Below are 24,785 nucleotides of genomic sequence, written 5' to 3' on the forward strand. Positions count from 1 at the left end.
GATCGGGCCTGAGGACGTGATGAGGCGACCGACCGGAAGCCGTGCCGACGCCGTTCTGCACCTCCGCCCCTGGCACGGGCCAACAGCATTTCCTTCGGCACGAGTCCGCTCGAATCACCATCTCTCTCGCGGTTGGGCCCCTCACCAGCGACGGTGGTGAGGGCTGCGGTTACGGCTGGAGACGGCCGACACCGCGACCAGCGGCGACCGTGTGCGCACCCGCGCACGCTCACCGTCTCGTTCCGAGCGCCGCCTCGGTTCCGCCCGCGAGGTGCGTCAGCACACGCCGGTTGAACAGTGAACGTGGCGTTCCTTGGACTCCGCCTCGGCTCCTGTGACGGACCGTTTCTCGGCCGACTTCGCCGAGGCTGCGGTGGTCGTCCGCCCCTGAGGGCAAGATGGCGTTTCTTCGCAACATCACGCGCCGGCGCCCCCAGACCTCTTCGCGGCCCCCGCCGTAGCCGACGGTTTCCAGGCCCATCGACTCCAGGGCGACGTTTCCCGAGAGCACCATCACGTCGGCCCAGGACAGGGCTCGTCCGCATTTCTGCTTGACCGGCGAAGGCCGCATCGCCTCCGTGGGAGTCAGAGACGGGGAAAGCGGAAGGCCCCCTGCCCTCCGCCCAGTTGCAGCCAGAGGTGTTCAGAGTGTTCGACCAGGCGCAGCGCCAGTGCCTCGCAGCCGGGGCAACGGCCGGTGAGGCCGGGGTCCGGCCCGTAGACGCGCAGTTGGGCGAGGGATCCGGTGAGCCCGCACTGCGGACACCGCCGCCAGGCGGTGGTCGGCTCCACGGCGAAGATCTGCGACAGGGGGCCGGCAAGAGCGTTACCGTCACGAGGGGAGAAGGTCACGTGTGTTCTCCAGCGAGTGGGCTGCGCGCGGCAGCTGCGGGGCAGTGGTCAGCCGAAGCGTTCGGTGCGGATGCGGTCGGGAGAGTGCCCGACACGGATCAGGAGATCCGCCGCGTGTTCCACGAAGCCGGTGGGTCCGCACACGAAACACAGGACGGGCCGTTCGTCCGTTCCTCCCTGCGGCAGGTCGTCGGCGGTGATGCGTCCGGCGGGCCGGGACGAGCCGGCCGGTGCCTGGCGGGTGTGGATGATCCGGGTGCTCGTCGCTGGCCCGTTGCCGGTCGTCAACTCGTCCCGGTACCAGACCTGACCGGGGTCACGCACCGAGTAGACCAGCCGCATCTGGGCGGCGGACCCCTCAACCCGGTTGGCCCGGATCATGGCCATCAGGGGAACGATCCCGCAGCCTCCGGCCACCAGCAGGACCGGATCGGTCTGCTCCGGCCGCCAGACGAACCAACCGCCCAACGGGCCCCTAACCTCGACCTCCGCGCCCACTGGGAGGTCACGGACCAGGTAGGGGGAGACCTCACCGTCGGGAACAGCCTGTACGCCCAGCTCGATACGGATTCCCCGGGCCGGTGAAGCCAGGGAGTAGCTGCGGACGGCCTGATACCCATCGTCCCCGCTCAGCCGTATGTCCACGTGCTGCCCGGCCAGGTGCCCGGGCCATCCGGGGACGTCGAACAGGAGGGTGCGTCCCGTCGAGGACTGTTCCTGGCGTCCGACGAGTCGGCTGCTGAGCCACGCACTCATGGTTCAGTCGCTCCAGGCCCGCTGCTCGCGCCATGGGTCACCGTAGTCGTGGTAACCCACCGACTCCCAGAAGCCGGGTTCGTTCCGAAGAGTGAGGGTGAGTCCGGTGACCCACTTCGCTGACTTCCAGAAGTACAGGTGAGGGACGAGCAACCGGACAGGCCCGCCGTGTTCCGGCGACAGCGCGAATCCGTCGTAGGTGTGGACGAGCCACGCCTTGCCCTCCTGGAGGTCTTCCAGGGGAACATTGGTGGTGTAGCCGCCTTCACCGTGTGCGACGGCGAAGTCCGCCGTCGTTTCGGCCTCGGCGAGAAAGGTGTCGAGGGACACCCCACGCCAGACGGTGTCGAACTTCGACCACCGGGTGACGCAGTGGATGTCGACGGTCACGTCCTCCTGGGGAAGCGACATCATCTCTTCCCAGTCCCAGCGTCGGGTCTGCCCCGACTCCGTGGTCAGGGTGAAGGACCAGTCCTGTGTCCGGACATGGGGCGTCGGCCCGGCTGAGAGCACCGGGAATGACTCGGTGGGGTACTGCCCCGGCGGCAGCCTGCCGTCGAACCGGTGCGTACGGCCGTGGAAGCCCGGAGAGAAGTTGCCCATACCTGCGTGTCCGTCCTCGATGTCGGTGCCAGGCCGCGACAGGTCAAGCGCGGCGTCGATGAGGATCTTGGGAGTCCGGCCGCCGGTCGCCCGGGCGGGCGACCGGCGGCCGCAGGAGACGGCCGCGTCAGCTCTTGAGGAAGTCGAGAAGGTCCTTGTTGAACTTCTCCTTGTCCCCAGGGACGAGGGCGATGCCGTGGGAGCCGCCTTCGTACACCTTGAGCGTGGCGTTGGGGATGATTTTCGCGGACTTGCGGCCCGTCGCGTCGATGGGCACGACCTGGTCGTCGTCGCCGTGCACGACCAGAGTCGGCACGTCGAACTTCTTGAGGTCCTCGTGGAAGTCGGTGGAGGCGAAGGCGTCCACGCAGTCCACGCCGCCCTCGATGGTCTGGGCCATCGCCATGTACCAGAACGCGTCCTTGTTGCCCTGCGTGACCTTGTTGCCGTCCCGGTTCGCACCGAAGAACCCGACAGCGGTGTCCTTCCAGAACTGGGACCGTTCCGCCAGGATGCCGTCCTTGATGCTGTCGAACACCGACTGGGGAACGCCCTCGGGGTTGTCCGGGCCCTGCAGCATCAGCGGCGGAACCGCGGAGAGCAGGACAGCGGACTTGATGCGGTCCGTGCCGTGCCGGCCGATGTAGCGGGCCAGCTCGCCGCCGCCCATCGAATGCGCGACCAGCGTGACGTCCCGCAGGTCGAGCTGGGTGATCAGATCGTGCAGGTCGTCGGCGAACGTATCGAAGTCGTATCCGTCGTACACCGGAGTCGAGCGGCCGTGGCCCCGGCGGTCGTGGGCGATTCCCCGGAAGCCCGCGTCGGCCACGGCCTTCAGCTGGTCCTGCCAGGCGTCACCGTTGAGCGGCCAGCCGTGGATGAAGACCACGGGGCGCCCCCGGCCCCAGTCCTTGTAGAAGATGTCGACACCGTCACGGGTTGTACAGACCGGCATGCGAACTCCCTCGTACTCGCGCGGCGCCCCGCCACTGTGTGACCCGCGTGGATGATGGGCTGTTCCAGGGGCTGTTCCAGCTGTTCCAGCCCCGCTGGAGCCGCTGGGCGAATTGCGGCATACAAAGCCCCTCCCTCCCATCCTTCACACGCGAGGGCGTTCCGCATCCCGACGCCTCCGCATCGCTCCGAACAGCCCCGATACAGCCCACCCGGGCAGGCATACACGGGGTGCGGATCCGGCAGAAGCAGGAGAAGGCACAACGGTCCGAAGGCCAACCCAGCGTTATCGAGGACGACCATGCTGACGACAGCCGGTCGAGGGCGAAACCGGGGTCACACACCAGCTCTACGGGCACAGCCACAGGCTCGTCGCGAAGCAGGCGCCGAGGAAGGCGAGGATGCCGGTGCTCCTCGTCAACGCTTCCCCGGCATGGCCAGCGCGCGAGCCTTCCGCATGAGGTGTCGTAGGAACTCCTTCGATGGGGAGGACCTCCGCCCCGAGGGACGTCTGGGCCAGCCCGGGGGACTCCGGAACGCGACCTCCGTCTGGCGAGGCACCCCTACGAGCCCATGTGTCGTGGCTGTCAGGGCAGTGCCCAGGACAGGATGTCGCCCGCTGAGGAGCCTTGCAGGCCCGGAGACCTTCGGCGCCACGTAACGGCTCTCGATCGCCTGGGGCCAGTGCCATTCCGTCGCGTTGCCCGGCCTCACTCACGCCGCCAATCGGGTCGGAATGCCGGACGCGTGCTGCGTCCGGGAGGTGCAGTAGGCCGATCAGCTGGATCGTCTCAACCCGGACGAGAGGCAGTCCTGCCTAGGCCCCGCCGTCCATGCCCTAGGCAGGACCGGTCTCGGAGGCCCGGGCCACTCAGGAATCGCCAGCAGCGTCAGCGGCTCAGCAGGACGGTGGTCTCAATCCGACGGCGGACCGCACGCCGCCTACGAATGGGTCAATCACCTCGTAAGTCCTTTAGTTCCTGTTTACATGAGATTTCGCCTGTAGTCGGGATCGCCGCGAAGGGGAACTCATGCGTGTGACTAGGAAGGGCCTGGCCATGCCGGGCCGCAGTGCGGGGAGACGCCGGTCCGTCGGCCGCGTGCTGGCGGGTGCGGTCGCTCTCGCCGCGTCGCTGGGGGCGGCCCCTGCGACGGTCCCGCCACCGGCGCCCGGCAGTTCCGTCATTACGGTGAAGACGGGCGGTGACCGGACCGGGGACTCGGCGGTCGGCCCGTTGGCCGGTGTGAGGCTGGCCCTGTACGCCTCGGAGGATGCCGTCGCACCGATCGCTGCGGCATGGGCCCGGTGCACGTCCGATGCCGACGGCGACTGCAGCTTCATCGTGCCGGACACGGAGGACGGCGGTGCGAACGAGGGCGCCCGCTACTACGTCGGTCAGCCCGAGGACGGTGTCCCCGCGGGTTGGTACACCAACACTGCCCTCAGGACCGGGGCGGGGAGCGGGTCCGGCTCGGTGCGTTCGCCGTATCGGTTCCTGACGCCGGCTCTGGAAGAGGGGCAGACCTACTCCTCCTCCAGCGACTTCATGTTCAGCACCGACTATGCGTCCAGTCCGTACGTCGCCTCCGGCGGCATCTGGCAGCAGTCCCGGGCCAATCCGGAACTCCCCGAGCAATGTGGTCTGGACGTCGCCCTGGTCCTGGATCTCTCCGCATCCGTGGGAAGCGCGCTGCCCAACCTGAAGGCGGCGGCGAACGGCTTCACCGACGCGCTGGCCCAGACCCCTTCCCGGATGGCGCTCTTCTCCTTCGACCGCGGCTCCCCCAGCACCGGCACGGCCAACCACCCCGAGTTGATGCCGGTCTCCACGCAGTCCGGCGCCGACGCCTTCAAGAACCTGTACGCCGACTGGACGCTGGGTTCGGGCACCAACTGGGACCAGGGGCTGTACGCGGTGGCCAAGGCCGAACCGCGCTACGACGCGGTCGTCGTCCTCACCGACGGCAACCCCACCTACTGGAACAACCCACGCCAGGGCGACGGCTCTCACACCCACTTCGCCGACGTCGAGGGCGGGATCTTCTCCGCCAACGCGGTCAAGGCCAAGGGCTCTCGCGTCGTCGCCGTGGGCGTCGGCCGAGGCGTTGAGGGAGTGTCCGGACTGAACCTCCGGGCCATCTCGGGCCCGGAAGCGTTCGACGGGACCAACCCGCTCACCGCCGACTACTACCAGACCGCCGACTTCGCCGGGGCCGGAGCGGCCCTGACCGAACTCGCACTCAGCAACTGCGCCGGAACGCTCTCGGTCGTCAAGCAGATCGTTCCCGAGGACACCACCGGTGAAGACATCACCGGAGCCACCCCCGCGGGTGAGGGCTGGGAGTTCACGGCGACCACCACGACGCCCGGCATCGGCGGCCTGCCCGACACCCAGGAGACCGCCGCCGACCGCACCGGCGCCGTTTCCTTCGATCCCACCTACCCGGCCGGCACCGACTCCGCAGACATCGCCGTGACCGAGGCTCAACGGCCGGGCTACGACCTGGTCACCCAGGGCGGACTCAACGCCGTCTGCACCGACCTCGACACCGGGGAGCCGGTCCAGGTCACCAACACCGGAACGGCCGCAAACCCGGGCTTCGGCGTGGATGTCCCCCGCCTCTCGGCGGTCAGCTGCACCATGTACAACCGGCCTCAGCAGGACGCGAAAGCCGGGATCACCGTCGAGAAGGAATGGCTCATCGACGGTAGGACGTACACCCAGGCCGGCCGCCCGGACGGCTACGACGCGGATCTCACCCTGACAGGCCCTGGCACCGGCGCCCCCACCTCCCAGGAGTGGGGCGAGGAGCGCGACGGCTACACCCTCGGGGACACCGCGACGATCGCCGAGACCGTCGCTGTCCCCGACACCTGCACCCTGGACAGCAGCCGGATCGTCTCGGCCAACGGCAGCATGGCCGACGAACCCCTGCCCTACGAGGCCCAGCTCACCCAGACGGAGAACACGTTCACCGTACGCAACACCGTGAGCTGCGAAGACGAGGACGAGTCCCGGCTGACCTTGGTAAAACGCGTCGTCAACCAGCACGGCGGGACCGCGGAACCCGGCGACTGGACCCTGACCGCCAACGGCCCGGAGAACCTCTCCGGCACCAGCGGCAGCGAGGCCGTCACCGACGTGACGGTGCCCCCCGGCAGCTACACCCTCGGCGAGAACGGCGGCCCCGAGGGCTACCGGCCGGCCGGCTGGGAGTGCGAGACCTCCGAAGGCGAAGTTCTACCGGTCACGAACGACCAGGTCACCCTTGCCGCGGGCGCCAGTGTCACCTGCACCCTGACCAACAAGGAACACAGCCCGGGCCCGTCGCCCTCCCCTCACCCCACGGATGACGACTGCTACTGCCGTGAGGACGACGGACACGGATACGGCAACGGCCGGCACTGACAGGGCATGCGGTAGGCACCGACCTCGGGCAAAAGCCCGGGGTCGGTTCGCTGTCTCGATGTCGATGGAGAAGCCGGGCGGCGCCTTCGTCTCAGACCGCTCCAGGGCGGAACCATTCCCCCACTACCTTTTTGGTGGCCTCGCAACGGGGCTGCCGGCCTCCGGGCCCGGCATGACTTCCCCTTTGTAACCATGATCCGGGGATGGTGTCACCGAGCCCGGAGGCACTGACTGACCGCTGATCAGGGGCATGACCACCGACTCTTCGCAGGTCGGGAGGCTCTTCGTAACGTGGATGTGGCGATCGGTGCCGTGGACGAGGCCGGGTGGAAGCACGACCGGAGGATGCACGTGATCGACACCGACGACATCGACGTCTATCTCAGCCTGGACGTCGGCAAGGGCGCACACCACGCCGCCGCCGTCACTCCGGCCGGGAAGAAGGCGTTCGACAAACGGCTGCCCAACACCGAGCCCAAGCTCCGCGAACTGTTCGCGAAAATCCAGGCCAAGCACGGAAAGGTACTGATCGTGGTCAACCAGCCGGCCCCGATCGGAGCCCTGCCGCTGACGGTCGCGAGGGACATGGGGCTGCCCCGTCGCCTACCTGCCCGGCCTGACGATGCGGCGAATATCCGATCTCTATCCCGGCGAGGCCAAAACCGACGCGAGGGACACGTTCATCATCGCCGATACCGCCCGCGCGATGCCACACACCCTGCGCTCGGTCGACCTCGAAGACGAGACGATCGCCGAGCTGGAGATGATCGTCGGCTTCGATGACGACCTGGCCGGTGAGGCCACCCGGGTCTCAAACCGGCTCCACGGCCTGATCATCAGATCCACCCGTCCCTGGAACGGATCCTGGGGCCGCGGTTGCAACACCCCGCTGTCCTCGCCCTGCTGGAGCGGTTCGCATCACCGGCCCAGATCCGCAAAGCAGGCCGCCGGCGGCTGGTCACACTGCTGCGGCCGAAGGCACCACGCGTGGCCGAGCGCCTGGTCGAGGAGATACTCACCGCGATGGACGAGCAGACCGTGGTGGTTCCCGCCACCGAAGCGGCCGCCCTGATCGTCCCGAGCCTGGCCGGCTCGCTCGCCACCGTCCTTGACCAGCGCAAGCTGCTGGGCGGGCGGATCGAGAACCGCTGAAGGCCCACCTTCTTTCCCAGGTCCTGATCTCGATGCCGGCGTCGGGATCAGGACCGGAGCCAGGGTCCTCATCGAGGTCGGCGACGGCAGCAGCTTCCCGTCAGCCGCCCACCTCGCCGCCTACGCAGGACTCGCCCCGGCAGCCCGCAATTCGGACTCCTCGATCCGAGGCGAACACCCATCCCGGCGAGGAAACAAGCAGCTCAACTAGCCCTCTGCCTCTCCGCGTTCGCAGCCCTCAGCGACCCTGCCTCCCGGTCCCACGACGACAAGAAGGTCAGCCAGGGCAAGCACCACACCCAGGCTCTGCTCTGCCTCGCCCGACGCCGGGCCGACGTCCTCTTCGCCGCACTCCGCGACGGAACCTTCTACGAACCTCGGCCGACCAACCCGTGACCGCCACCCATGCCAGCCTCACCGCACCGGGAAATCGGGCTCGTGCCCCAGAACAGCCATAAGCTCCGCGAAGCACCGGTCCTGCGCGGGCCCCCGGCCATCCCGCCCAGCGCATAGGCCGTGGTCTTGAAGCCATCCATGTGATGGAACTCCGCACCCCACGCCCCCAGTCGCACGAAGGCCACCTGCTCCAGACCCAGGCGTTGAGTCCCCCACGGATTCACCGCCACGATGCCACAAGGACCAACCTCAAGCCGGACCCTGAGAATCATCCACCAGAAGAACAAGGCACAGCCGACCGCCAGCCCCGTCCACAGCCCAGCCAGCCGCGCTGCCGCCATGCCAAGGGCTGTCCCGTAATCCCTGGTGGATCAGCGCGCGGCGTCAGATGCGGTGCATCGCAAGGCGGAGGGGCGTCCGCATACTGGGTGCATTCGGGCGCTCCGACAACGCGGCGAGGTGCCGTAGCTGTCGTCGTGCGCCCGCCGGGGATTGCGGGACAGCCCTCAGGAGACGAAACCCAGACACCCCAGCCCATGATCGCCTTCACGCCGACGACAACAGGAGCTATAAAGCCCGCCACGAGAACCGGCCCCTCCACCCGCCACACCGATACCGCGACCCCACCCTGGTCAACCATGCCCGCATTGTGAGCCACACAGCTTGACCGAAGACATAGGGGCACCCCCCGGGGGCCCGGGCGGCGCTCGCACCACGACCGCGGGCGCAGGAGGTGTCCGATTTCCCGGATTCCGCACCACGAGTCTAGGTTTATCGGGTGAGCACGCGGCCTCAGATGGCCGCGCCCCCTATCGCCGGGGCGCGGCCATTTCTTCAGTCTGATCCTCAACTGACCCATGTGCACTACAGGCGGACCATCACGCACTCTTCTTCTGGGCGCACATCCGAAAGAAGGGGGATGCGGTTCATCCGCTTGTGAAGTTTTCCGGACTGGAGGCTGCCCTCGGCTCTCGAGTGCGCGTTGTGGCGCGCCAGGCGCGCAATCCAACGGACCTTTTGGCTACACATGGGGGAAGGGGTGGGATTTCGGACTTCTCGGGAAGGTGGCTTCCGGCTTTGCGGCACGACATATCGTCGTCTCTGCGATGTCGGTTCCGTCCGAAGCGTGCAACTCCAAGCACCAGCACATGAGTTCGTGGTCATACCACTCCCATTGGCGCATTGGAGGCACACATGGACGACGGGGAGTCTCGCGACAAAAAGAAGGGACCAGCAAAGGTCTTGATCACCTTCCTGTCAGCGCTGGCTGGTCGAGCTGTTGCCGACTGGTTCAGCGACTGGAGGAGGCGCCATGGCCTATAGCTGGTCCCTGGTCACCCTTCGCTGACCGCATATGCGGTCAGTTGGCCGGGTCTCACGAACCCGTCCTTGCGGGGTCACGTCTTGCCGGGCGTGGCCCCGCTCTTTCACTGGCGACAAATTATGAACCCGGCGCCTCCCATTCAGTGCCTAGGCATACGTCAAGTCATATGTGTCGCCACCCCAAGCACTGTAGCGCGCTCCCCGCACGCGCGGGGGTGGTCCGCGCTTCTTGCCGTTCCGAATGTAGGCAGGTCGCCGAGTGCGCTCCCCGCGCGTGCGGGGGTGAGCCTCACTCCTCACCCAGGACCCCAACGCACAGTCGTAAACCCAATTAAGCAATGACGGTGACACTCGGCGTTCCTGCCAACTGCCGCATCTGGACCACCTGCACCGCCGACTGGACTCCGCCGAGGTAGCGACCCCTACCGGGCAGCCAAGACACTGTGCGAGCCTCGGGCCGGTGGCCTTCTCCTCCTGGCCTACATTGCGGCGCCCCTTCTTGCACGGTCAGCGAAACGGACCTCCACAGTGTTCTGCCGCCGGGGTTCCCACTCCTCTGCCTGCGCTGTTGTCAGTCACCGGCCCGCGCGTTCGCCTCTACGTCGGTGTTGGTCTCGGATCCGTGGCCGATCGGCCAGCGACTGGCGCTTGGCCGTGAGATCCAGCCACGAGGTTTGAGATCCCACAGATGACAAGGGACGAGTTCGCTGACCTTTGACATCCAATGCAGTCGTTTGACAGCGAACCCAGTCGTGCGAGGTGAGCACGCTCTGCATTCAGGAGCGTTGCCTGCGACGCTACTTCGAACCTGAGCAGCAGGTCGTGTGGGGCGTCTCGGCTCCTGTGCGTTCGATGAAGGCTTGCTTCGCATCTGGCCGGCTATGCCTGGACGAACCCCGAGACTTCGCCAGTCTGCACAGCGCGGTCGAGACGGCTGCGCACGCGAGGCCGTCTGCATGTGTCTGCTCCACGGGGTCCTCCTGCGCAGTCACCGCGTCTCGCCGAACGCTGGCACATCAGCTGCATCGGAGCCCGGGCGGAGGCGTTCGCATCGCAATGGGTAGCGCCACACTCCGTGGTCCTGTCACACACCGGCGCCGATCTCCGCGACGAGCACGGGGTCGACCAAGGCTGACTCCAGGAATGTACGGCTTGTCCTGGACGCGGTGAAGCGGACGCCGACCCAGGGGTGTTCGAGGCCAGCTGCGGTGACGTGGTCGGCGAGGTCCCGGCGCCAGGGCCGAGCGTGCGGACGGTCCTGCCCACGAGCCATAGGCGTCCGGTGGTGTCGCAGCGGCCCAGGAGCAGGACTTGGGGCCGATGCAGGAAGCCGGCGAGGCCGCCGATGAGTGCTTCGGCGGAATTCCTGCGGCGAACCTTGGACCAGCCGCGCACGCCCGGCCGGTAGCGGCCCGTCAAACTCTTGACCACGACACCTTCGCCCCGGGCACCTCGTCCACTCGTACAGCCACTCCTGCGCGACCGCGGGATCCGCGGCCGAGGGGTACAGCATTCACGACGGATCGACGCGGGGCGGGCGCTGACCGGCCTTCATCTCCAGAACGGTGACCGCGTCCTCGGGGCCACGGGCAGAACCTCGAAGGTCCCGCGCAGATCGGCCTCGAACGAGGTGATTCCCTCCTTCGCCTTCGCCCTGTTCATCCGGTCTGGAAAGTTGACGGCGGAGATGCGGTCGCCAGACGGCGGTAGCCGATTTGCCTCGCGCCGGGCGTTGACCGGCCAGGTGAACCACGGCTGGGCACCCCTCGTCGACCGCTACCCAGTGGGTGGAGCGCGAAGGTACCGGCCCGCCCGTCCCACGCGGGGCGGTGGTGGACGTCGTGGTCGACGGCGAGACGGTGCCTGTGCGACTGGGCGTATGGCATTCCAACACCAAGGCAAGACGACACAAGCTCACCGTGAAGCAGCGGGCCGCCCTCGCCGCGCTGGACATGGTGTGGGCGGTCCCAGCCCCGGCTGCCGGGCTGGGACCGCCCACGGAGCCGCCCGCCGCTCAACCCACGCCGCCGGCAGCCGCGGCGAAGCAGGAGGTACGCGACCATCACGAGGAGTGCGACGAGGGGCTGTCCGAGGGGCGAACTGCTCGGGCTGGTCCATCGAGCGGTTCGGCCGCCCTCCGAGCGGGAGGGCTCCGGGGGACGACTTCTGACCTCGCCCCCACCACTACGAGACCCCTGGACCGCCGACAGAGCCCGGGGTCTTACGTCACCGCCCGGCGGTACGGGCTACCACCAGCTGCACGGGATGGTGACCCGGATTTCCGCCAGGCCGACGCCGGTCACCGGGTCGCGGTGCGTCGGCTCGTACAGGCTGGCGGTGTCGCCGACCGTGAACCAGTCGCCGAACCACGGCCATGCGAACGGACAAGCTCGCATTTGCCCACCAGGCCGCCTTCCGGTGCTCGTGCCGTATTCGCACTCGCTACTCGAACGCAATCGTCAGCCGGTCAGCCCACCCGTCCGACCGGTCCTGCTCCGCGACAGCCTCAAGCAGGTCACGGACCTGGATGAAGTGCGCCTCGCCCATCAGCGCCCGGCTGGCACTGGCATGACGCCAGATGATCTCGACGGGGCGTTCCACATCCACAGTCAGCCGGTCCCACAACGCGGCGAGGTTGGCCCCGTAGTACAAGCCGAAGTCCAACGGTCCGGCCAGAGCTCTGTGCAGATCCGCTTGCGACCTGATCTCCGCGCCGTTGATCTCCACCCTCACACGCGCTCCCCTTCCAGTCTCGGACCAGCCCTCCAGAGCTCGTGTACAGAGGGGTGGCCAGCACCCGGATTCGAACCGGGGTTTCCGCCTCGGGGTGAACCCGAGTGCGGTGTCCTTGGCCGCTGGACGATGCATGGCCCGAGGCAGCGTACGTGCCCTCAAGCCGCAGAGCACACTCGTTTTCGCACTGCTTGTGCAGCCGACGCATCGAGGTCAGCAACAGGGACGTGCTCGCGGCATCGTCCGCGTCGGTGGCGCTCAGCATCAGTGGATCATCGCTCATGCTCAGCAGCGCCGGCACGTGGGTTTTGCTCACCGGGCCCGCCCCGTCGTCCGCACCGTTCGCCTCGATCCTGCGGTCCGATTTGGCGAGGAGGGCCCAGCTAGGCGCGTTCGCCGCCGTGCAGCAGCGCGTCTCGCGCCGTGCGGGCGGCGGCTCCCTGCTGCCACTCAACGGGGTGCAGGGCGGTGCCGCACCAGCCGCACGAGCACCCTCCGCGCAGCGCGGCCGCCCGGGGGCGTTGCGGGTGTGGCCGTCGTAGCCCTACCAGTCGCTGCATGCCGCTGCCCAGATCGAAGAACACCGGCTTCGGACGCAGCAGCGCGGGCGCAGCTGCGTTGACCGTCATCGGGTGGGAGGCCCCTCCGTATCGCCCGCAAGGGATTCGAGTCCAGCGAACGCTTAGGGCGCCGCCGATGGGTCATAGAACACACCATGTCCTGGCGCACCGGCTACCGCAGACTCAACCACCGATACGAACGCCAACCCCGCAACTACCTGGCCTTACTCGGCCTCGCCGCAGCACACTGCTGCTACAAACGACTCGCCCGACTCGCCACACAGGACACGGATTCAATATGGGCCGCGACCGCCTCCTATCACTTGGGCAGGACCAGCAGGGCGTCTCCGACCGGGCGTTCGCCGCTCGCGTCGGAGGGACGATTGACGACCTGACCGTCCACGACCATGGTCGTGGAGCCACCGCCGTCGAGGTTGACGGCCTCGCGCAGGCCCAGGGCGCGGGCGACTGCGGCGCTCTCGGAAATGCTCAGGCCGAGGGATTCGGTGCTGCGGCCGTCGGCGGTGACGAGGACGGTACGTCCGGCGGCGTCGACGCCCGCGAGGGTACGCGGGTTGCGCTTGAGGACCCAGCCGTAGTCGAAGCTCGGGTTGCCTGGCTGGACCATGCCGTCGGTGGCGGCGGTGATGTGGACGCGGCCGTCACGGACGAGTTCGGGCCCGCCGTTGACGACGTCGGTGCGCCGCGAGGGAGCATACGGCCGCCCGTCGCCGTCCCGGAGTGTGCCGCGTATGTGGAGCGGTTCGCCGACACGGGCCACAGCCGTGAGGCCGGTGACGGCATCGCCCGTGGCCTGAACGGAACTGCCACCCTTGGGCAGGGCGCCGCCGCGCGGTGAGCGCAGCTCCCGTACCCGTCCGGTGTGGTCCAGAATCGCTTCGAGGCCCTCGCCGTGCGGGGTCGAAGCGCCGAACTGCGGTGTGAAGGCGATGAGTTCGGCCGCGTCGGTGCACGTGGTGTCGTGCAGGGGGCGGTCGGTGGGCCGGTCGTCAGCGGTGCCGCCGCAGTTGCGGATCAGGCCGGGGACGCGGTTGACGCCATCGAGGGGGCGCATGGTGCCGTGGCCGGTGACGGTGCCCTTCCAGCTGAGACGGGTGACGTGACTACCGCTGCCGTCGTCGCGGACGACGAGTGCAGGGCGGCCGTTGACGGCCTCGCTCAGCAGGCGGCCGTCGTAGACGCCGACGCCTGCGGGGTCGCCCGGGGCGCCGGAGCGCGGATCGAGGACGAAGAACCCGGCGTTGACGGCAGCACTCGCGCCTTGGGCGGCGGCGAGTGCGCTGGTCGTCTCGCGGCGCTCCAGATCCGGCCCGTAGGAGGCAGTCAGGGAGCCGTCGAAGGTCCGTGGGTCGATGGTCAGGACGTCGATCCGCCATCGCCCCTTATCGGTGCCGGCGCCGTCCCAGCCGGTGTAGACGGCGGAGCCGGTGTGTCCGGCAGCCCGCAGGCGGGTGCGTGCGGCGTTCGCGGCGGCCTCGGTGTCGTACGTGCCGACGCGGACACGGCTGCCGAGGGTGCCGCCGAGGTGGTCGGCGACGGCGGGTGCGCGGACCTGCTCCGTGCGGGCGTCGAAGCCCTCGGCGCGCAACGTGGCCGTCAGTTCGCGGGCACTGGCGGTGTCCCTGATGACGGCCGGGGGCGCGTCGGGGTCCGGAGAGGCGGCGCCGCCGGGGATGGAGACTTCGACGGTCCACGGGAGCGCGGCCGTGTCGGCGCCGCGCACGATCCGGGTGAGGGTCACGCCGGGCTGGAGGGTGCGAGTGGTGCGGGTCTCGGTCAGCCCGGGCGCACCGAGCGGCAGCCCTTTCCCCCACGTCGGCCCGGCTGCCGTCCGGCGTTCTCCCGGCTGCGACGCGGCCGGAATGGGCGCGGAGCCCAGCGTGGTGAGCACTGTGAGGACGGCTGCGGCACCGAGCAGTCTGCTGTTCACGAGACCCCCTGGACATGACCTTGGCGCATACGGGCGAAGCAACCGTGCGGGGCCCAGGGCACACCAGTCAAGGCATGCGCACGACATTCACCGCGCCGTCCGGTCAGAGTCATGCGGCGGCCACGTCCCCGTACGGCTCGCGCCCAGGGGAGGATGCGGCGGCCCCCGGCCCGGCGGTTCGAGGAACGCGCCGGACCCGTGCCGCGCGCCGGTATTGCACACCTCGTTGACCCGACGAACGGACCGCAACAGAACGAAGCGTTGACGACGCGAGGGCTGCAGGTTGTGGCGTGAGTCACACCCTCGCGATGTCTTTCACGTCAGTGGGGAAACGAGTCTCCAACCCACTACCACGCCCCGGACACGGCATGGGCGAAGGCGGCGGTATGGCGGAGCTGACGAGTTCTATGTCGTCGACGTTCCGGACCAGACGGGCCGTGTCTCCGGCGAGGTACTGAGGTCGTGCCCCGCGTCGAGCGTGGTTGGGGTCGTACGAGCGGACGGGGCCCTCCATCCGAACCCCCCGGCGCGCCCCGAACGGGTGCTCCGGCTGGGATGGAACCGGGGCCGTGCCCGGCACATCATCCGTCACCTCTCTGCCCATGCCGTGAGCGGTTTCGTCGTCCACGTCGTGGCACACAGCGGCGGAAGCTTGGCAACCAAGGTACGAGAGGCTGCCACACAAGCCGCTCCCACTCTGACCGTCACCTTCGGTCCGGGCGACCCGACCCTTCCGGGGGCGGTGAACGACTTGCGGCTCTCAAAATACGACGGCGTCATCGTGCTCGGTTCCGACCAGAGCCCCGGACCTGACTCACCGGACGACCGGACGCTAGTCACGCTGCTGCTCCTGCATGACCATCAGTGCAGTTCGGGGGCGCTGGTGCGGGTGGCTACCGAGACGACCGACGACCATAACAGGGTCCGTGCCCCTGTCACCGTCGGTGCCGACTTCATCGTGAGCGGGAAACTGGTCAGCCTCCTGATAGCTCAGATCGCGTAGAACTGGCATCTTGCTCGCCTGTTCGCGGAACTCCTGGCCCCGCAGAGCAATGCGATTTACCTGAAGCCGCTCGGGGACTACGTCCGGGCGGGTCAGCGGACATCCTTCGCCACGGTCGTCGAGTCCGCATCACGGCGCGGCGAGTGCGCCCTCGGGTACCGCTGCCGTGGCCGTGCCCGAGTGGAGGGCGGCCACGGCAGTGCGGGGCAACCTCAGGACGAGGTACGACGCCGGAGTGCGGATGACGAAGTGATCGTGCTGGCCAGTCACTGACGTGAGGGCAGGACAGCGGGGGGGTGATGGCGTCGTCGGAAGGGCTCGCCCTGAGTTTGGACGGTAGGCGAAATGAAGGAAGGGGCACCGTGCGTACAGGCAATGCCCCTTCTCCCCGTACTGGTGCGGCATGTGCTTCTGCCGGCGGTAGCAGGATGACTGGCATGTCCAACTCGTATGCGCTGTCCATCCTGATAACGGCCGATCTCTCGGAAGCGCTTCGGGCTGTCGACGGGTTACTCGGGATCGCTGATCTCAGAGATCTCGAAATCGACTATGAAGCGTCGGTCTCCTCCCCCGACACGCTGGATGCGGTGGTGCGGCTGCTGCCGTACGCGAGGTTGTACTCCCGAGAGGGCGAGGTCGCGGCATCACAGGTCCGGGACAGCGTGCTGTCGCACCTCCCCATCCGCCTGCGAGCCTTGGCGGAACCGCCGGAATCCGTGCCAGAGTTCCTCGCGGCGTTGAACGGCACCCCGGCGACGGTGCGGTGGGACTTCATGGGCTGGCCGCCCGCGCCGGCGATCGGACTCGGTGTCGGAGGAGCGAGGGGAGCTTTCGTGACGCTGTGCATGAACGTTCACGACCTCGAACTGGAGCAGCCCGCAGCCGACCACATGGTCTACGTCCACTTCAAGCAGAGAGAGGCCGAACGGGCCCCCTGGCTGGCGGAGCAGGTCGGGTTGCGGGTAATCGGTGACATGGTCGAGGCCCCGTACTGACCGAAGGCGCGGCCAAGCGGCCTTGAGTGCGTGGGGTGCCCGTGGCACGGTCGCGCCGCATGATCGATGGATGCGCGAAGGAACACCTGCACGGGGCGGCTGCGGCGGGACCGTGAGGCGCCGCTGTGGAAGCTCTCTCCGGCGGTACCCAGCCGAGGGTGATGGGACCTGCGGCCTCGTAGCGCAGGATGTCGTCGGGGCCGGTCGTGGAGATCGGCTCGCAAGCGGTGGAAATCCCCCCTCATCCTTGCCTCTGCTTCGGCGCTCTCGAGCGCCATGCTCTGGGCGGCTATGTACGACCAGCTGAAGTGTCACATTCCGTGACAACTTCTTGATCAAGCTGTGGCCTCTGCGGCTGGTGGCAGAACGTATTGTTTCGACCCCGCCACTGGCCGCACCACGACGGCAGTGCACCATCTCTGGAGTTATCGCTGTGAGTTCTGCCGTGCCCGTCGATGGGCGCTCTGACTTCGACTTCATCTTCGGCAACTGGAAAGTGCGCAACCGCAAGCTCGCCGACGTCACCGATCCTGCCTGCGAGGAGTGGATCGAGTTCGACGCGACGGCCTCCGCGGAGCCGATCCTCGGCGGCCTGGGACATGTCGACCGGATCTGGACCGATACCTTCGAAGGGTTCACGCTGCGGCAGTTCGACCCGGAAGCCAGGGTGTGGCGGATCTGGTGGGCCTCCAGCGGCCGGCCTGGCCACCTGGACCCGTACGTCGAGGGCTCCTTCACCGACGGTGCCGGCCAGTTCTTCTGCGATGACGTCCTGGGCGGGCACGAAGTCAAGGTCCGCTTCCAGTGGACCACCCACGAGGCGGACGCCCCGCGCTGGGAGCAGGCATTCTCCTACGACGGCGGAGCGACCTGGCGAACCAACTGGATCATGGATCTCACCCGGACCGCATAGGAGCCCCGCACTCTGCGTGGTACTCGGGGCCTAGAGAGCCGCCCGCCATCTGGCCGCCGGTGAGGAATATCAATCGGCCACTGCCACCATGCTGCCCCCGTCGCGGCTCGTTCCATTTCCACTCGCTCCGGTCCGACCCACGACTGTTCCGGCTTGACCCAGAAAACCGACCAGCTCGACGGTGGCTCGATGACACAGGTCGCACGTCCACAGCTCCTCGTAGACGACCAAATCGTCCGTCGTCACGACCTGGTTGGTCGAAGCGGTCTGATGCACTCGGCGCCGGTCACGCGACGACATCGCAACACCGGCTGCGCACTCGGGATGGGGACACTCGCTCCTCCTCTGGGCGATGGAGCGGTGCTGCAGCGGGTCGGGCAGTGTGCCGAAGGAAGAGGAAGCCATAGGCAGATTCTCCCTGTCACGTCCGGCGCTGAATGTACTTTTGTCCGACCCTGGCCGGAACCGCCGAACCATCAGCTGGCCCCGCGAACCCGGCCTCCGGCCAACAGACCGACCTGCCGGTCTTCCGGCCACAGCCGTCGTTTCAGAATGAGATCTTGGTCTGACGTCTCGACCGAGATCGCACTCAGCAGGCGCTGGAACGGGTTGCCCCAGTTGGCGCGTTGGTTCGACAGGACTCTGGAAGGAGAACCTTGTCTAGTTTGAGCTTCCCGCCGGCGCGGGCGGACGGACGCGGGGCAGCCTGGTACCGCGGGGACTGCCATGTCCACTCCCTCCACTCGGACGGGGAACTCTCCCCCGAAGAGTTGGCCGTCCGGGCGCGGGCGGCCAGGCTCGACTTCATCGCGACGACGGAGCACAACTCTGCCGCGGCCCCGGGGGTGTGGGGGCATCTGGCCGCCGATGACTTCTTGATCCTTCTCGGCGAGGAGGTGACCACGAAGACCGGGCACTGGCTCGCCCTCGGCCTCGATCCCGGCGAGGTCGTCGACTGGAATCACCAAGTCAGGGACGGGTTGGTGGACAAGTGCCTGGACCAGGTCCACCGCTTAGGGGGCCTGTGCGTGGCCGCACACCCGCACGCGCCCTACCCCTCGGGCGACTTCATGTTCCCCTTCCATGGCTTCGACGTGGTGGAGGTATGGAACGGACTGTGGACTTCGGACCGGCCCTGGAATGCCGACAACGAGGCGGCCCTGGCCGAATGGGGGCGGAGCCTCGCAGCGGACCTTCGCACGGGCTCGTGGCGGCCGGCGATGGGCAACAGCGATACCCACTTGGAAGGGCAGATCGGGATCCCCCACACCGTGGTCTTCGCTGAGGAACTGAGCACAGAGGCAGTGCTGGCCGGGATCTGCGCCGGCCGCAGCTGGATCGCCGAGTCGGCGGATGTGGACGTGTCGTTCACCGCCCATGCGGCCGGCCGCGTGGCCGGGGTGGGCGAGCGGCTTACGACTCACGGTGGACAGGTGGAAGTGCATGCGGCAGTACGGGGTGTGCCGACGGGGACCGTCAGCTTCCACACCGATCGAGGAAAGGTCCACCGAGCCTCCCTCCCCGATGACGGACCGGGAGCGGTGCAGTGGGACACGACAGCGGAGCAGTCAGTGTTCGTCCGCATCGAGGTCCGCCATCACAGCGGGCAAGTCGCCGCACTCACCAATCCGATCATCCTCAACTGACCCCTCATCGTGTGGCCCGCAGGGGGCGGAGGCACATGGTGCTGCATGCCGGTTCGAGCCAACCCTGATGAAGGTCGGCGCGTCGTTCGTAGCGAATCCGGAGTCGTTTGTACTGGTGCAGCCAGGCGAAGGCCCGTTCCACCACCCAACGGACTTCGCCGAGCCCTCAGCCATGGACGACGACGCGTCGGGCGATCATCGGCTTGATGCCGCGCTTCCACAACAGGCGGCGGAATTCGTCGAAGTCGTGGCCCCGATCGGCATACAGGTGCCACGGCTTGCGCGAGGCCGTCCTCCTAGCCCGTGCCGCCTCCAGCTCCTCGCGGGCCTGTGGAGGCGGGTCATCTGGCGTGCCCGAAAATCGTGCTCGCCGGCCGCCGCGTTCAGGACGTCGAGGGTGAAGTCGCTCAGCTGCTCCCAAGTGAAGAACGGGCTGTCCGCGTCGTCCGTTTCACGGTGGCCGGGGTACTTCGCCCGGCCGGTGCGGCCGCGAATGACCGGTGCCGTGTCCTGCGGCACGGCAGCGAATAGCTCCGTCGCGGCGAGCCCGTGGGCCCGGCTGGGTGCGCGGTGGGTCAAGAAGCCGCTGCGATCATCTAGGGATGACCTCGATCGAGCGGATGACCAGCCATGAGAGAGGGTGGCCGGACCGTCGCTGACAGCCGAGGATGCCCAGACGGCCCTGGAGAAGGCCAAGGCATGGAGCGCCAGCACGGCACGAACCCTGGACGGCTACTTCGCCGAGCACCCGAACGCCCTCACCGAGCCCTCGCACACTGCCCGGTCCATGTGGTCCGGCCGATCAGGATCTCCCGCAAGTCCGAGGGCGAGCCTGTGATCTGCGGAGACTGCTACCGCGGGCCGAAGCGGACCTGCGTCCAGTGCGGCCAGGTCCGGCACGGCTTCACCCGCCGCGAGGGAAATTTCTACTGCACCTCCTGCCGCGAGCGACCGTGGCTGCCTTGCGCCGACTGCGGCGAGACCAGGCTGGTGAAGGTCCGCTGGCCCATCGGCCCGCTCTGCACCACGGGCCACACGCGCCGAAAGCGTCAGCCTGCCCCATGCGCTCAATGCGGAGCCCTCCGCGCGCTCGTCGGACGAACCGAAGACGGACAGAACATCTGCGGTCCATGCTCCGGCACCGACATCGACGACACCTGCCCCCGCTGCGGCAACCCTGACAATCAGCTAGCACCCCGTCCTCCTCCCATCCCGGCTCGCGGTCCTCATCGAACGACAGATCACGAGCCCCGCCTGCCGCACCTCCGTGCTCCAGCAGTCACACACCGGGACACCTGGCTTCCTCTTCCCAGTCCGGCCCCCAAGCCGCCCCCGCAGCCCTCAGACCGTCAACCACTACATGAAGCTGCACAGCCTGCCGGGCATCGACGCCCGCAACACGGCCATGATGGAAGCGATCACCGACCTCCCTCCGATCGTGGTCAGCGACCTCTTCGGCGTCCACGCCAACACCGCCTACGCCTGGGCTCAGTACGCTCAATACAGCTGGGCCGAATACCTCGAAGCCGTCCAGGACACCCAAGAGGTTTGGCCCCGGAAAGAGGATCATTACGGGGAGTGCCCGTCGCTCGCCCCGACCCGCGACGGAAAGGACACGCTCTACCAGATCCGGACCGACCCTGCGCTCCTGAGCAGGTTGGCAGGGGGCCATCTCACCGAGTGGAAGGCCGCTCGCCGTGCCAGGAGTGCCAGAGGGCGGCATAGGCGCCGTCGGCCGCGATCAGGTCGTCGTGGGTGCCGAGTTCGGTGAGGCGGCCGGCCTCCATCACGGCGACCCGGTCGGCGTCGTGGGCCGTCTGCAGGCGGTGGGCGATGGCGATGACAGTCCGGCCTTGCAGGACGGCGGCCAGGGCCCGTTCCGTGTGGCGGGCGGTCTGCGGATCCAGGAGGGCAGTGGCCTCGTCGAGTATCAGGGTGTGCGGGTCGGCCAGCACCACGCGTGCCAGGGCGAGTTGCTGAGCCTGCGCGCCATCCGGGCGGTGGCCGTCCGGACCCAGGTCGGTGTCGAGGCCGTCGGGGAGTTCACGCGCCCAGTCGGCGCCGACAGCGGAGAGTGCCGCGTACAGTTCGGCGTCAGTGGCGTGGGCGGAGGCGATCTGCAGGTTGTCGCGGACCGTGCCCAGGAAGACGTGGTGCTCCTGAGTGACGAGGACAACGTGCTTGCGCAGCTGAGCGGGACCCAGGTCGGCGACCGGTACGCCGCCCACCGTCACCGAGCCCGAGCGGGGCGCTTCCACACCCGCCAACAGCCTGCCCAGGGTGGTCTTGCCCGCACCAGAGGGTCCGACGACCACCAGGCGTTCGCCGGGCCGGATGGTCAGGTCGACGCCGTGCAGAACGTCGCTCCCGCCGTCGTACGCGTAGTGCGCCCCGGTCACCTCGATCCGGTCGTCGGACGGATTGCGGGAAGGGGCCGCCAGTGTCTGCGGGGCCAGGCCGAGGCCCTCGACCCTAGCGAAGGAGGCGCTGCTGCTCTGCAGTTGTTCCATCTGCTGGAGGATGACGTCCAAGGGCTGGGCGATCTGACGCAGGTACAGGGCCGAGGCGACCACGGCGCCCAGGCTCATCGCGCCGTGGCTGTGCAGCAGGCCGCCGACGAGCAGGACACCGGCGACGGGAACGACGTAGGAGATGTCGATCGCCGGGAAGAGCACACTGCGCAGGAACAGGGTCCGCTTCCGGGTGGCCCGGCACGCCTCGATCTGTTCCTGGCATGCGGCGATGCGCTGCTGCTGGAGGCCGAGGGCTTCGATGGTGCGAGTGCCGGTCGCGGTGGCCGCGAGCTGTTCGGCGAGCGCCGAGTGGGCGGCTCCCTCGGCGAGGTACGCGGTGAGGGCCCGGCGCAGGTACCAGCGGGAGGCGAACCAGATGCCGAACAGGCCCACCACCCCGCACGCTCCGAGCAGCGGGTCCACCAGGAGGACCGCGCCGAGGATGAACAGCGCCTGGACCCCGGCGACGAGGATCTCCGGCCCGGCGCTGCGCAGCGTGTGGCCGACCGCAGCGACATCGGTGGTGCCGCGTGTCATCAGGTCGCCGGTGCCGGCCCGTTCGATCACAGCGGCAGGCAGGGCGAGCGCCCGGTCGGTGAACTGTTCGCGGATGCGGGCCAGGGCCCGCTCGCCGAAGCGGTGGCCGACGTAACTCGCGTAACGCACCAGGACGAGCTGCACCAGCGCGAAGACGAGGATGGCGAGTGCGAGGCGGTCCACGGAGGCCACCGGGGCTCCGGCCCTGACTTCGTCGATGATGCGGCCGAGCAGCCACGGGCCGACAAGTCCGGCGGCGGCCGCGAGGGCGTTGAGTCCGAGCATGACGGCGAAGGTCCGCACGTCGAGCCGGACCTCCCGGAGGGCAGCGCATCGTATCCGGGACGGCTCGGCGACGGGGAGGGAGGAGAGGGTGGTCATGGTGCGGCCTCCTGGGGGGACGGGGTTCCCCCGGTGGTTTCGGCGTTCGTACGGCCGGGGCCCTCGTCTTCCGTGCCCCGGGAGACCAGGCGGCGGTAGTCGGGCCGGCGGTCCAGGAGTTCGCGGTGGGTGCCGACGGCGGCGACTGCTCCGTCGACCAGGTAGTGCACGGTGTCCGCCTGGTCCAGCAGGAGCGGCGAGGTACTGGTGACGACCGTGGTGCGGCCGGAGCGTGCGGTACGCAGACGGGTGGCGACGGCCGCCTCGGTGTGTGCGTCCAGGGCCGATGTCGGTTCGACCGCCAGGAGCACCTCGGGGTCGGCCAGCAGCGCCCGGACCAGCCGGACGCGCTGCCGCTGGCCTCCGGAGAGGTTGCGGCCCTGCGCCTCGACGGGCGAGTCCAGTCCGCGCGGCAGACCGCGGACGATGTCCTGCGCCACGGCCGCGTGGACGCCCCGTGCGATGGTGTCCTCGTCCACCTCGCGGTCACCGCAGATCACTTCGCGCAGCGGACCGGCGAACAGGTCCGCCGCATTGTCCGCGACCAGGATCCGCCGGCGCACCTGCGCCAGGTCGATCTCGTCCAGCCGTATCTCGCCCCAGGTCGCGACCGACCCAGCGAACCGGCCGAGCCGGTCGATGACCGCCGCGCTCTCTGCGGGACGGGCGCTGACCAGCGCAGTCATCCTGCCGGGAACCACCTCGACCCTGGTCTCCGGATCACGGAGCACGGCCGGGACCTCGGGCCCCCTGGAGGTGGGCTCCTTGTCCGGGGCATCGGGTTGCAGGGCCAGGAACCGTACGACCCGACGTGCGGCGACCAGCCCGCGCGTGAGGTCGTAGCCACCCTCTATGAAGAACGAGACCGGCACCACCAGCACCGCGGTGTACCCATACACGGCAACCAACTCGCCCACGGTGATGTCCCCTTGGGTGGCCATCCGGGCCGCCAGCCAGGTCACCGCCCCGAGGAACAGGGTGGGCAGGCCGACGCCCAAAGCCTGGATCCAGCTGGTCACCGTACCGACGCGGTATCCCTCCGCAAGCAGCGCCTGCGAGCCGCGCCGGTACCGGTCGGCGTACACCTCCTTGCCACCGATGCCATTGAGCACGCGCAGCCCGCCGACGATGTCCCCGAAGCGCGCGGCAAGTGAGCCCTGCTGCTCCCGGTAGGCCGCTTCGATGCCCTGCAACCGACCCAGCAGCGGGCCGACCAGCACCGCGAGCAGCGGAACGCCGAGCAGCACCACCACGGCGAGCAACGGTGAAACGGCCAGCAGCAACGCGGCCACGGCGACATAGACGAGGACCGCCCCGACGCCCGGCCCCGTGACGGTCAGCGTCTGGGCAATCACACCGACGTCGCCGAACCCGATCGTCACGACCTCCCCGGCGGTGACCTTGCGCGGCAGCGCCCCACCCAGCCTGGTCGCGTGCCTGACCACCACCTGTACGGAACGGAACGAGGCGTCGATCCGCACCCTGGTCATCGTCCGGTGCCGCATGATGGCCAGCCACGCGTTCAGCACCCCGACGCCCATCAGCGCGGCGACCCAGCCGACGAGCGCGGTCCAACGCCCCGGTTCGAGCCCGTCGTCGATGGCGCGCGACAGGAGGTAGGGCGGCAGTGCCAGGCAGAGCATCCAGGCACTGCCGAACAACGCACCGGCGGCGATCCGGCGGCGCTGACTGTTGACCAGCCACCACAGGTACCGAGGGGCGCTGCGGTGGTCCGGGGTCCCCGGATCCGAGCTCGCGTCTGTCATCCGCCTCACAGTAGTGACCACTGTTCGAACCGTTCGGGTGGGCTGATTCGTCCGCAAAACCGTAGAACACGTTGCCCCGACCGCACTTGGACCTCTATCCGCAGCGCGGCCCGGGCGGCGGTACGGGTCGGGTGCGGGCCGTTTTCCGCTTCGACGGAGCCGGCTTGTCGGTGTGGCGGTGGTTCAGGCGCGGGAGGCTGATCCGCTCGATCTGATCCGTGGTGGCGACCTTCAGTGCCCCGAGCACGCGCAGCACATCCGCACGCGCCGTGTTCGTCGACCAGCCACGTTCGACTTTCTCACCGCCATCAGTGCCCCTGTCCCATGTTCCGTGTCCAGCT

At 68.5% G+C, this 24,785-nt stretch carries 14 protein-coding genes, 1 tRNA gene and 3 pseudogenes; 7 read left to right on the top strand and 11 right to left on the bottom strand.

Features of this window, described 5'->3' with window-relative positions; translation table 11 throughout:
• Positions 1-585: 585 nt before the first annotated feature.
• The 4 genes from ACZ6C6_RS12785 to ACZ6C6_RS12800 form a co-directional block, all read right to left on the bottom strand.
• A complete protein-coding gene (locus ACZ6C6_RS12785; RefSeq protein WP_469201976.1) occupies positions 586-852 on the bottom strand; it encodes a DUF6510 family protein in 267 nt (88 codons plus the stop codon).
• Between the two features lie 48 nt (positions 853-900).
• On the bottom strand, positions 901-1,608 hold the full coding sequence (locus tag ACZ6C6_RS12790) for a ferredoxin reductase (RefSeq protein WP_469201978.1): 708 nt from the start codon (positions 1,606-1,608) through the stop codon (positions 901-903).
• Positions 1,609-1,611: 3 nt separating this feature from the next.
• Positions 1,612-2,211: a molybdopterin-dependent oxidoreductase gene (locus ACZ6C6_RS12795; protein ID WP_469201980.1), complete on the bottom strand. Its 600-nt coding sequence runs from the start codon at positions 2,209-2,211 to the stop codon at positions 1,612-1,614.
• Positions 2,212-2,338: 127 nt separating this feature from the next.
• A complete protein-coding gene (locus tag ACZ6C6_RS12800) occupies positions 2,339-3,166 on the bottom strand; it encodes an alpha/beta fold hydrolase (RefSeq protein WP_469201982.1) in 828 nt (275 codons plus the stop codon).
• A gap of 1,030 nt (positions 3,167-4,196) precedes the next feature.
• Here ACZ6C6_RS12800 and ACZ6C6_RS12805 point away from each other — a divergent pair.
• The gene (locus tag ACZ6C6_RS12805; protein ID WP_469201984.1) at positions 4,197-6,575 is read left to right on the top strand and encodes a hypothetical protein; all 2,379 of its coding nucleotides are present in this window, start codon (positions 4,197-4,199) and stop codon (positions 6,573-6,575) included.
• Positions 6,576-6,920: 345 nt separating this feature from the next.
• Positions 6,921-8,123 (top strand): annotated as a pseudogene (locus tag ACZ6C6_RS12810) (IS110 family RNA-guided transposase).
• 3,569 nt (positions 8,124-11,692) lie between these two features.
• Here ACZ6C6_RS12810 and ACZ6C6_RS12815 read toward each other — a convergent pair.
• The 3 genes from ACZ6C6_RS12815 to ACZ6C6_RS12825 form a co-directional block, all read right to left on the bottom strand.
• Positions 11,693-11,842 (bottom strand): hypothetical protein, encoded by a 150-nt coding sequence (locus ACZ6C6_RS12815; RefSeq protein WP_469201985.1) that lies wholly within the window; start codon positions 11,840-11,842, stop codon positions 11,693-11,695.
• Positions 11,843-11,888: 46 nt separating this feature from the next.
• On the bottom strand, positions 11,889-12,173 hold the full coding sequence (locus tag ACZ6C6_RS12820) for a barstar family protein (protein ID WP_469201987.1): 285 nt from the start codon (positions 12,171-12,173) through the stop codon (positions 11,889-11,891).
• A gap of 60 nt (positions 12,174-12,233) precedes the next feature.
• A tRNA-OTHER gene (locus ACZ6C6_RS12825) sits at positions 12,234-12,318 on the bottom strand.
• A 504-nt stretch (positions 12,319-12,822) separates the two neighbouring features.
• Between ACZ6C6_RS12825 and ACZ6C6_RS12830 the strand changes: the two are divergent.
• Positions 12,823-13,020 (top strand): annotated as a pseudogene (locus ACZ6C6_RS12830) (transposase); the annotation flags it as partial.
• 38 nt (positions 13,021-13,058) lie between these two features.
• Here ACZ6C6_RS12830 and ACZ6C6_RS12835 read toward each other — a convergent pair.
• Positions 13,059-14,690 carry a phosphodiester glycosidase family protein gene (locus ACZ6C6_RS12835; RefSeq protein ID WP_469201988.1) on the bottom strand — a complete coding sequence of 544 codons (1,632 nt, stop codon included), beginning with the start codon at positions 14,688-14,690 and terminating at the stop codon, positions 13,059-13,061.
• A 607-nt stretch (positions 14,691-15,297) separates the two neighbouring features.
• Between ACZ6C6_RS12835 and ACZ6C6_RS12840 the strand changes: the two genes are divergently transcribed.
• The 4 genes from ACZ6C6_RS12840 to ACZ6C6_RS12855 all read left to right on the top strand — a co-directional run bounded on the left by ACZ6C6_RS12840 (position 15,298) and on the right by ACZ6C6_RS12855 (position 19,247).
• On the top strand, positions 15,298-15,693 hold the full coding sequence (locus ACZ6C6_RS12840; RefSeq protein WP_469201990.1) for a hypothetical protein: 396 nt from the start codon (positions 15,298-15,300) through the stop codon (positions 15,691-15,693).
• A gap of 437 nt (positions 15,694-16,130) precedes the next feature.
• Positions 16,131-16,688, top strand: a complete 558-nt coding sequence (locus tag ACZ6C6_RS12845) for a hypothetical protein (protein WP_469201992.1) — start codon at positions 16,131-16,133, stop codon at positions 16,686-16,688.
• A gap of 433 nt (positions 16,689-17,121) precedes the next feature.
• Positions 17,122-17,601: a hypothetical protein gene (locus ACZ6C6_RS12850; RefSeq protein ID WP_469201993.1), complete on the top strand. Its 480-nt coding sequence runs from the start codon at positions 17,122-17,124 to the stop codon at positions 17,599-17,601.
• 665 nt (positions 17,602-18,266) lie between these two features.
• Positions 18,267-19,247 (top strand): CehA/McbA family metallohydrolase, encoded by a 981-nt coding sequence (locus ACZ6C6_RS12855; protein ID WP_469201995.1) that lies wholly within the window; start codon positions 18,267-18,269, stop codon positions 19,245-19,247.
• Between the two features lie 4 nt (positions 19,248-19,251).
• Here the strand turns inward: ACZ6C6_RS12855 and ACZ6C6_RS12860 are convergent.
• The 3 genes and pseudogenes from ACZ6C6_RS12860 to ACZ6C6_RS12870 all read right to left on the bottom strand — a co-directional run.
• Positions 19,252-19,530, bottom strand: a pseudogene (locus ACZ6C6_RS12860) (transposase); the annotation flags it as partial.
• 1,390 nt (positions 19,531-20,920) lie between these two features.
• Positions 20,921-22,678, bottom strand: coding sequence for an ABC transporter ATP-binding protein (locus ACZ6C6_RS12865; RefSeq protein ID WP_469201997.1), 1,758 nt, complete (start codon positions 22,676-22,678; stop codon positions 20,921-20,923).
• Positions 22,675-24,444, bottom strand: a complete 1,770-nt coding sequence (locus ACZ6C6_RS12870) for an ABC transporter transmembrane domain-containing protein (RefSeq protein WP_469201998.1) — start codon at positions 24,442-24,444, stop codon at positions 22,675-22,677. The genes ACZ6C6_RS12865 and ACZ6C6_RS12870 overlap by 4 nt, the downstream gene beginning before the upstream one ends.
• Between the last annotated feature and the right edge of the window lie 341 nt (positions 24,445-24,785).

The sequence above is a fragment of the Streptomyces sp. NPDC041814 genome (genome assembly GCF_055590565.1).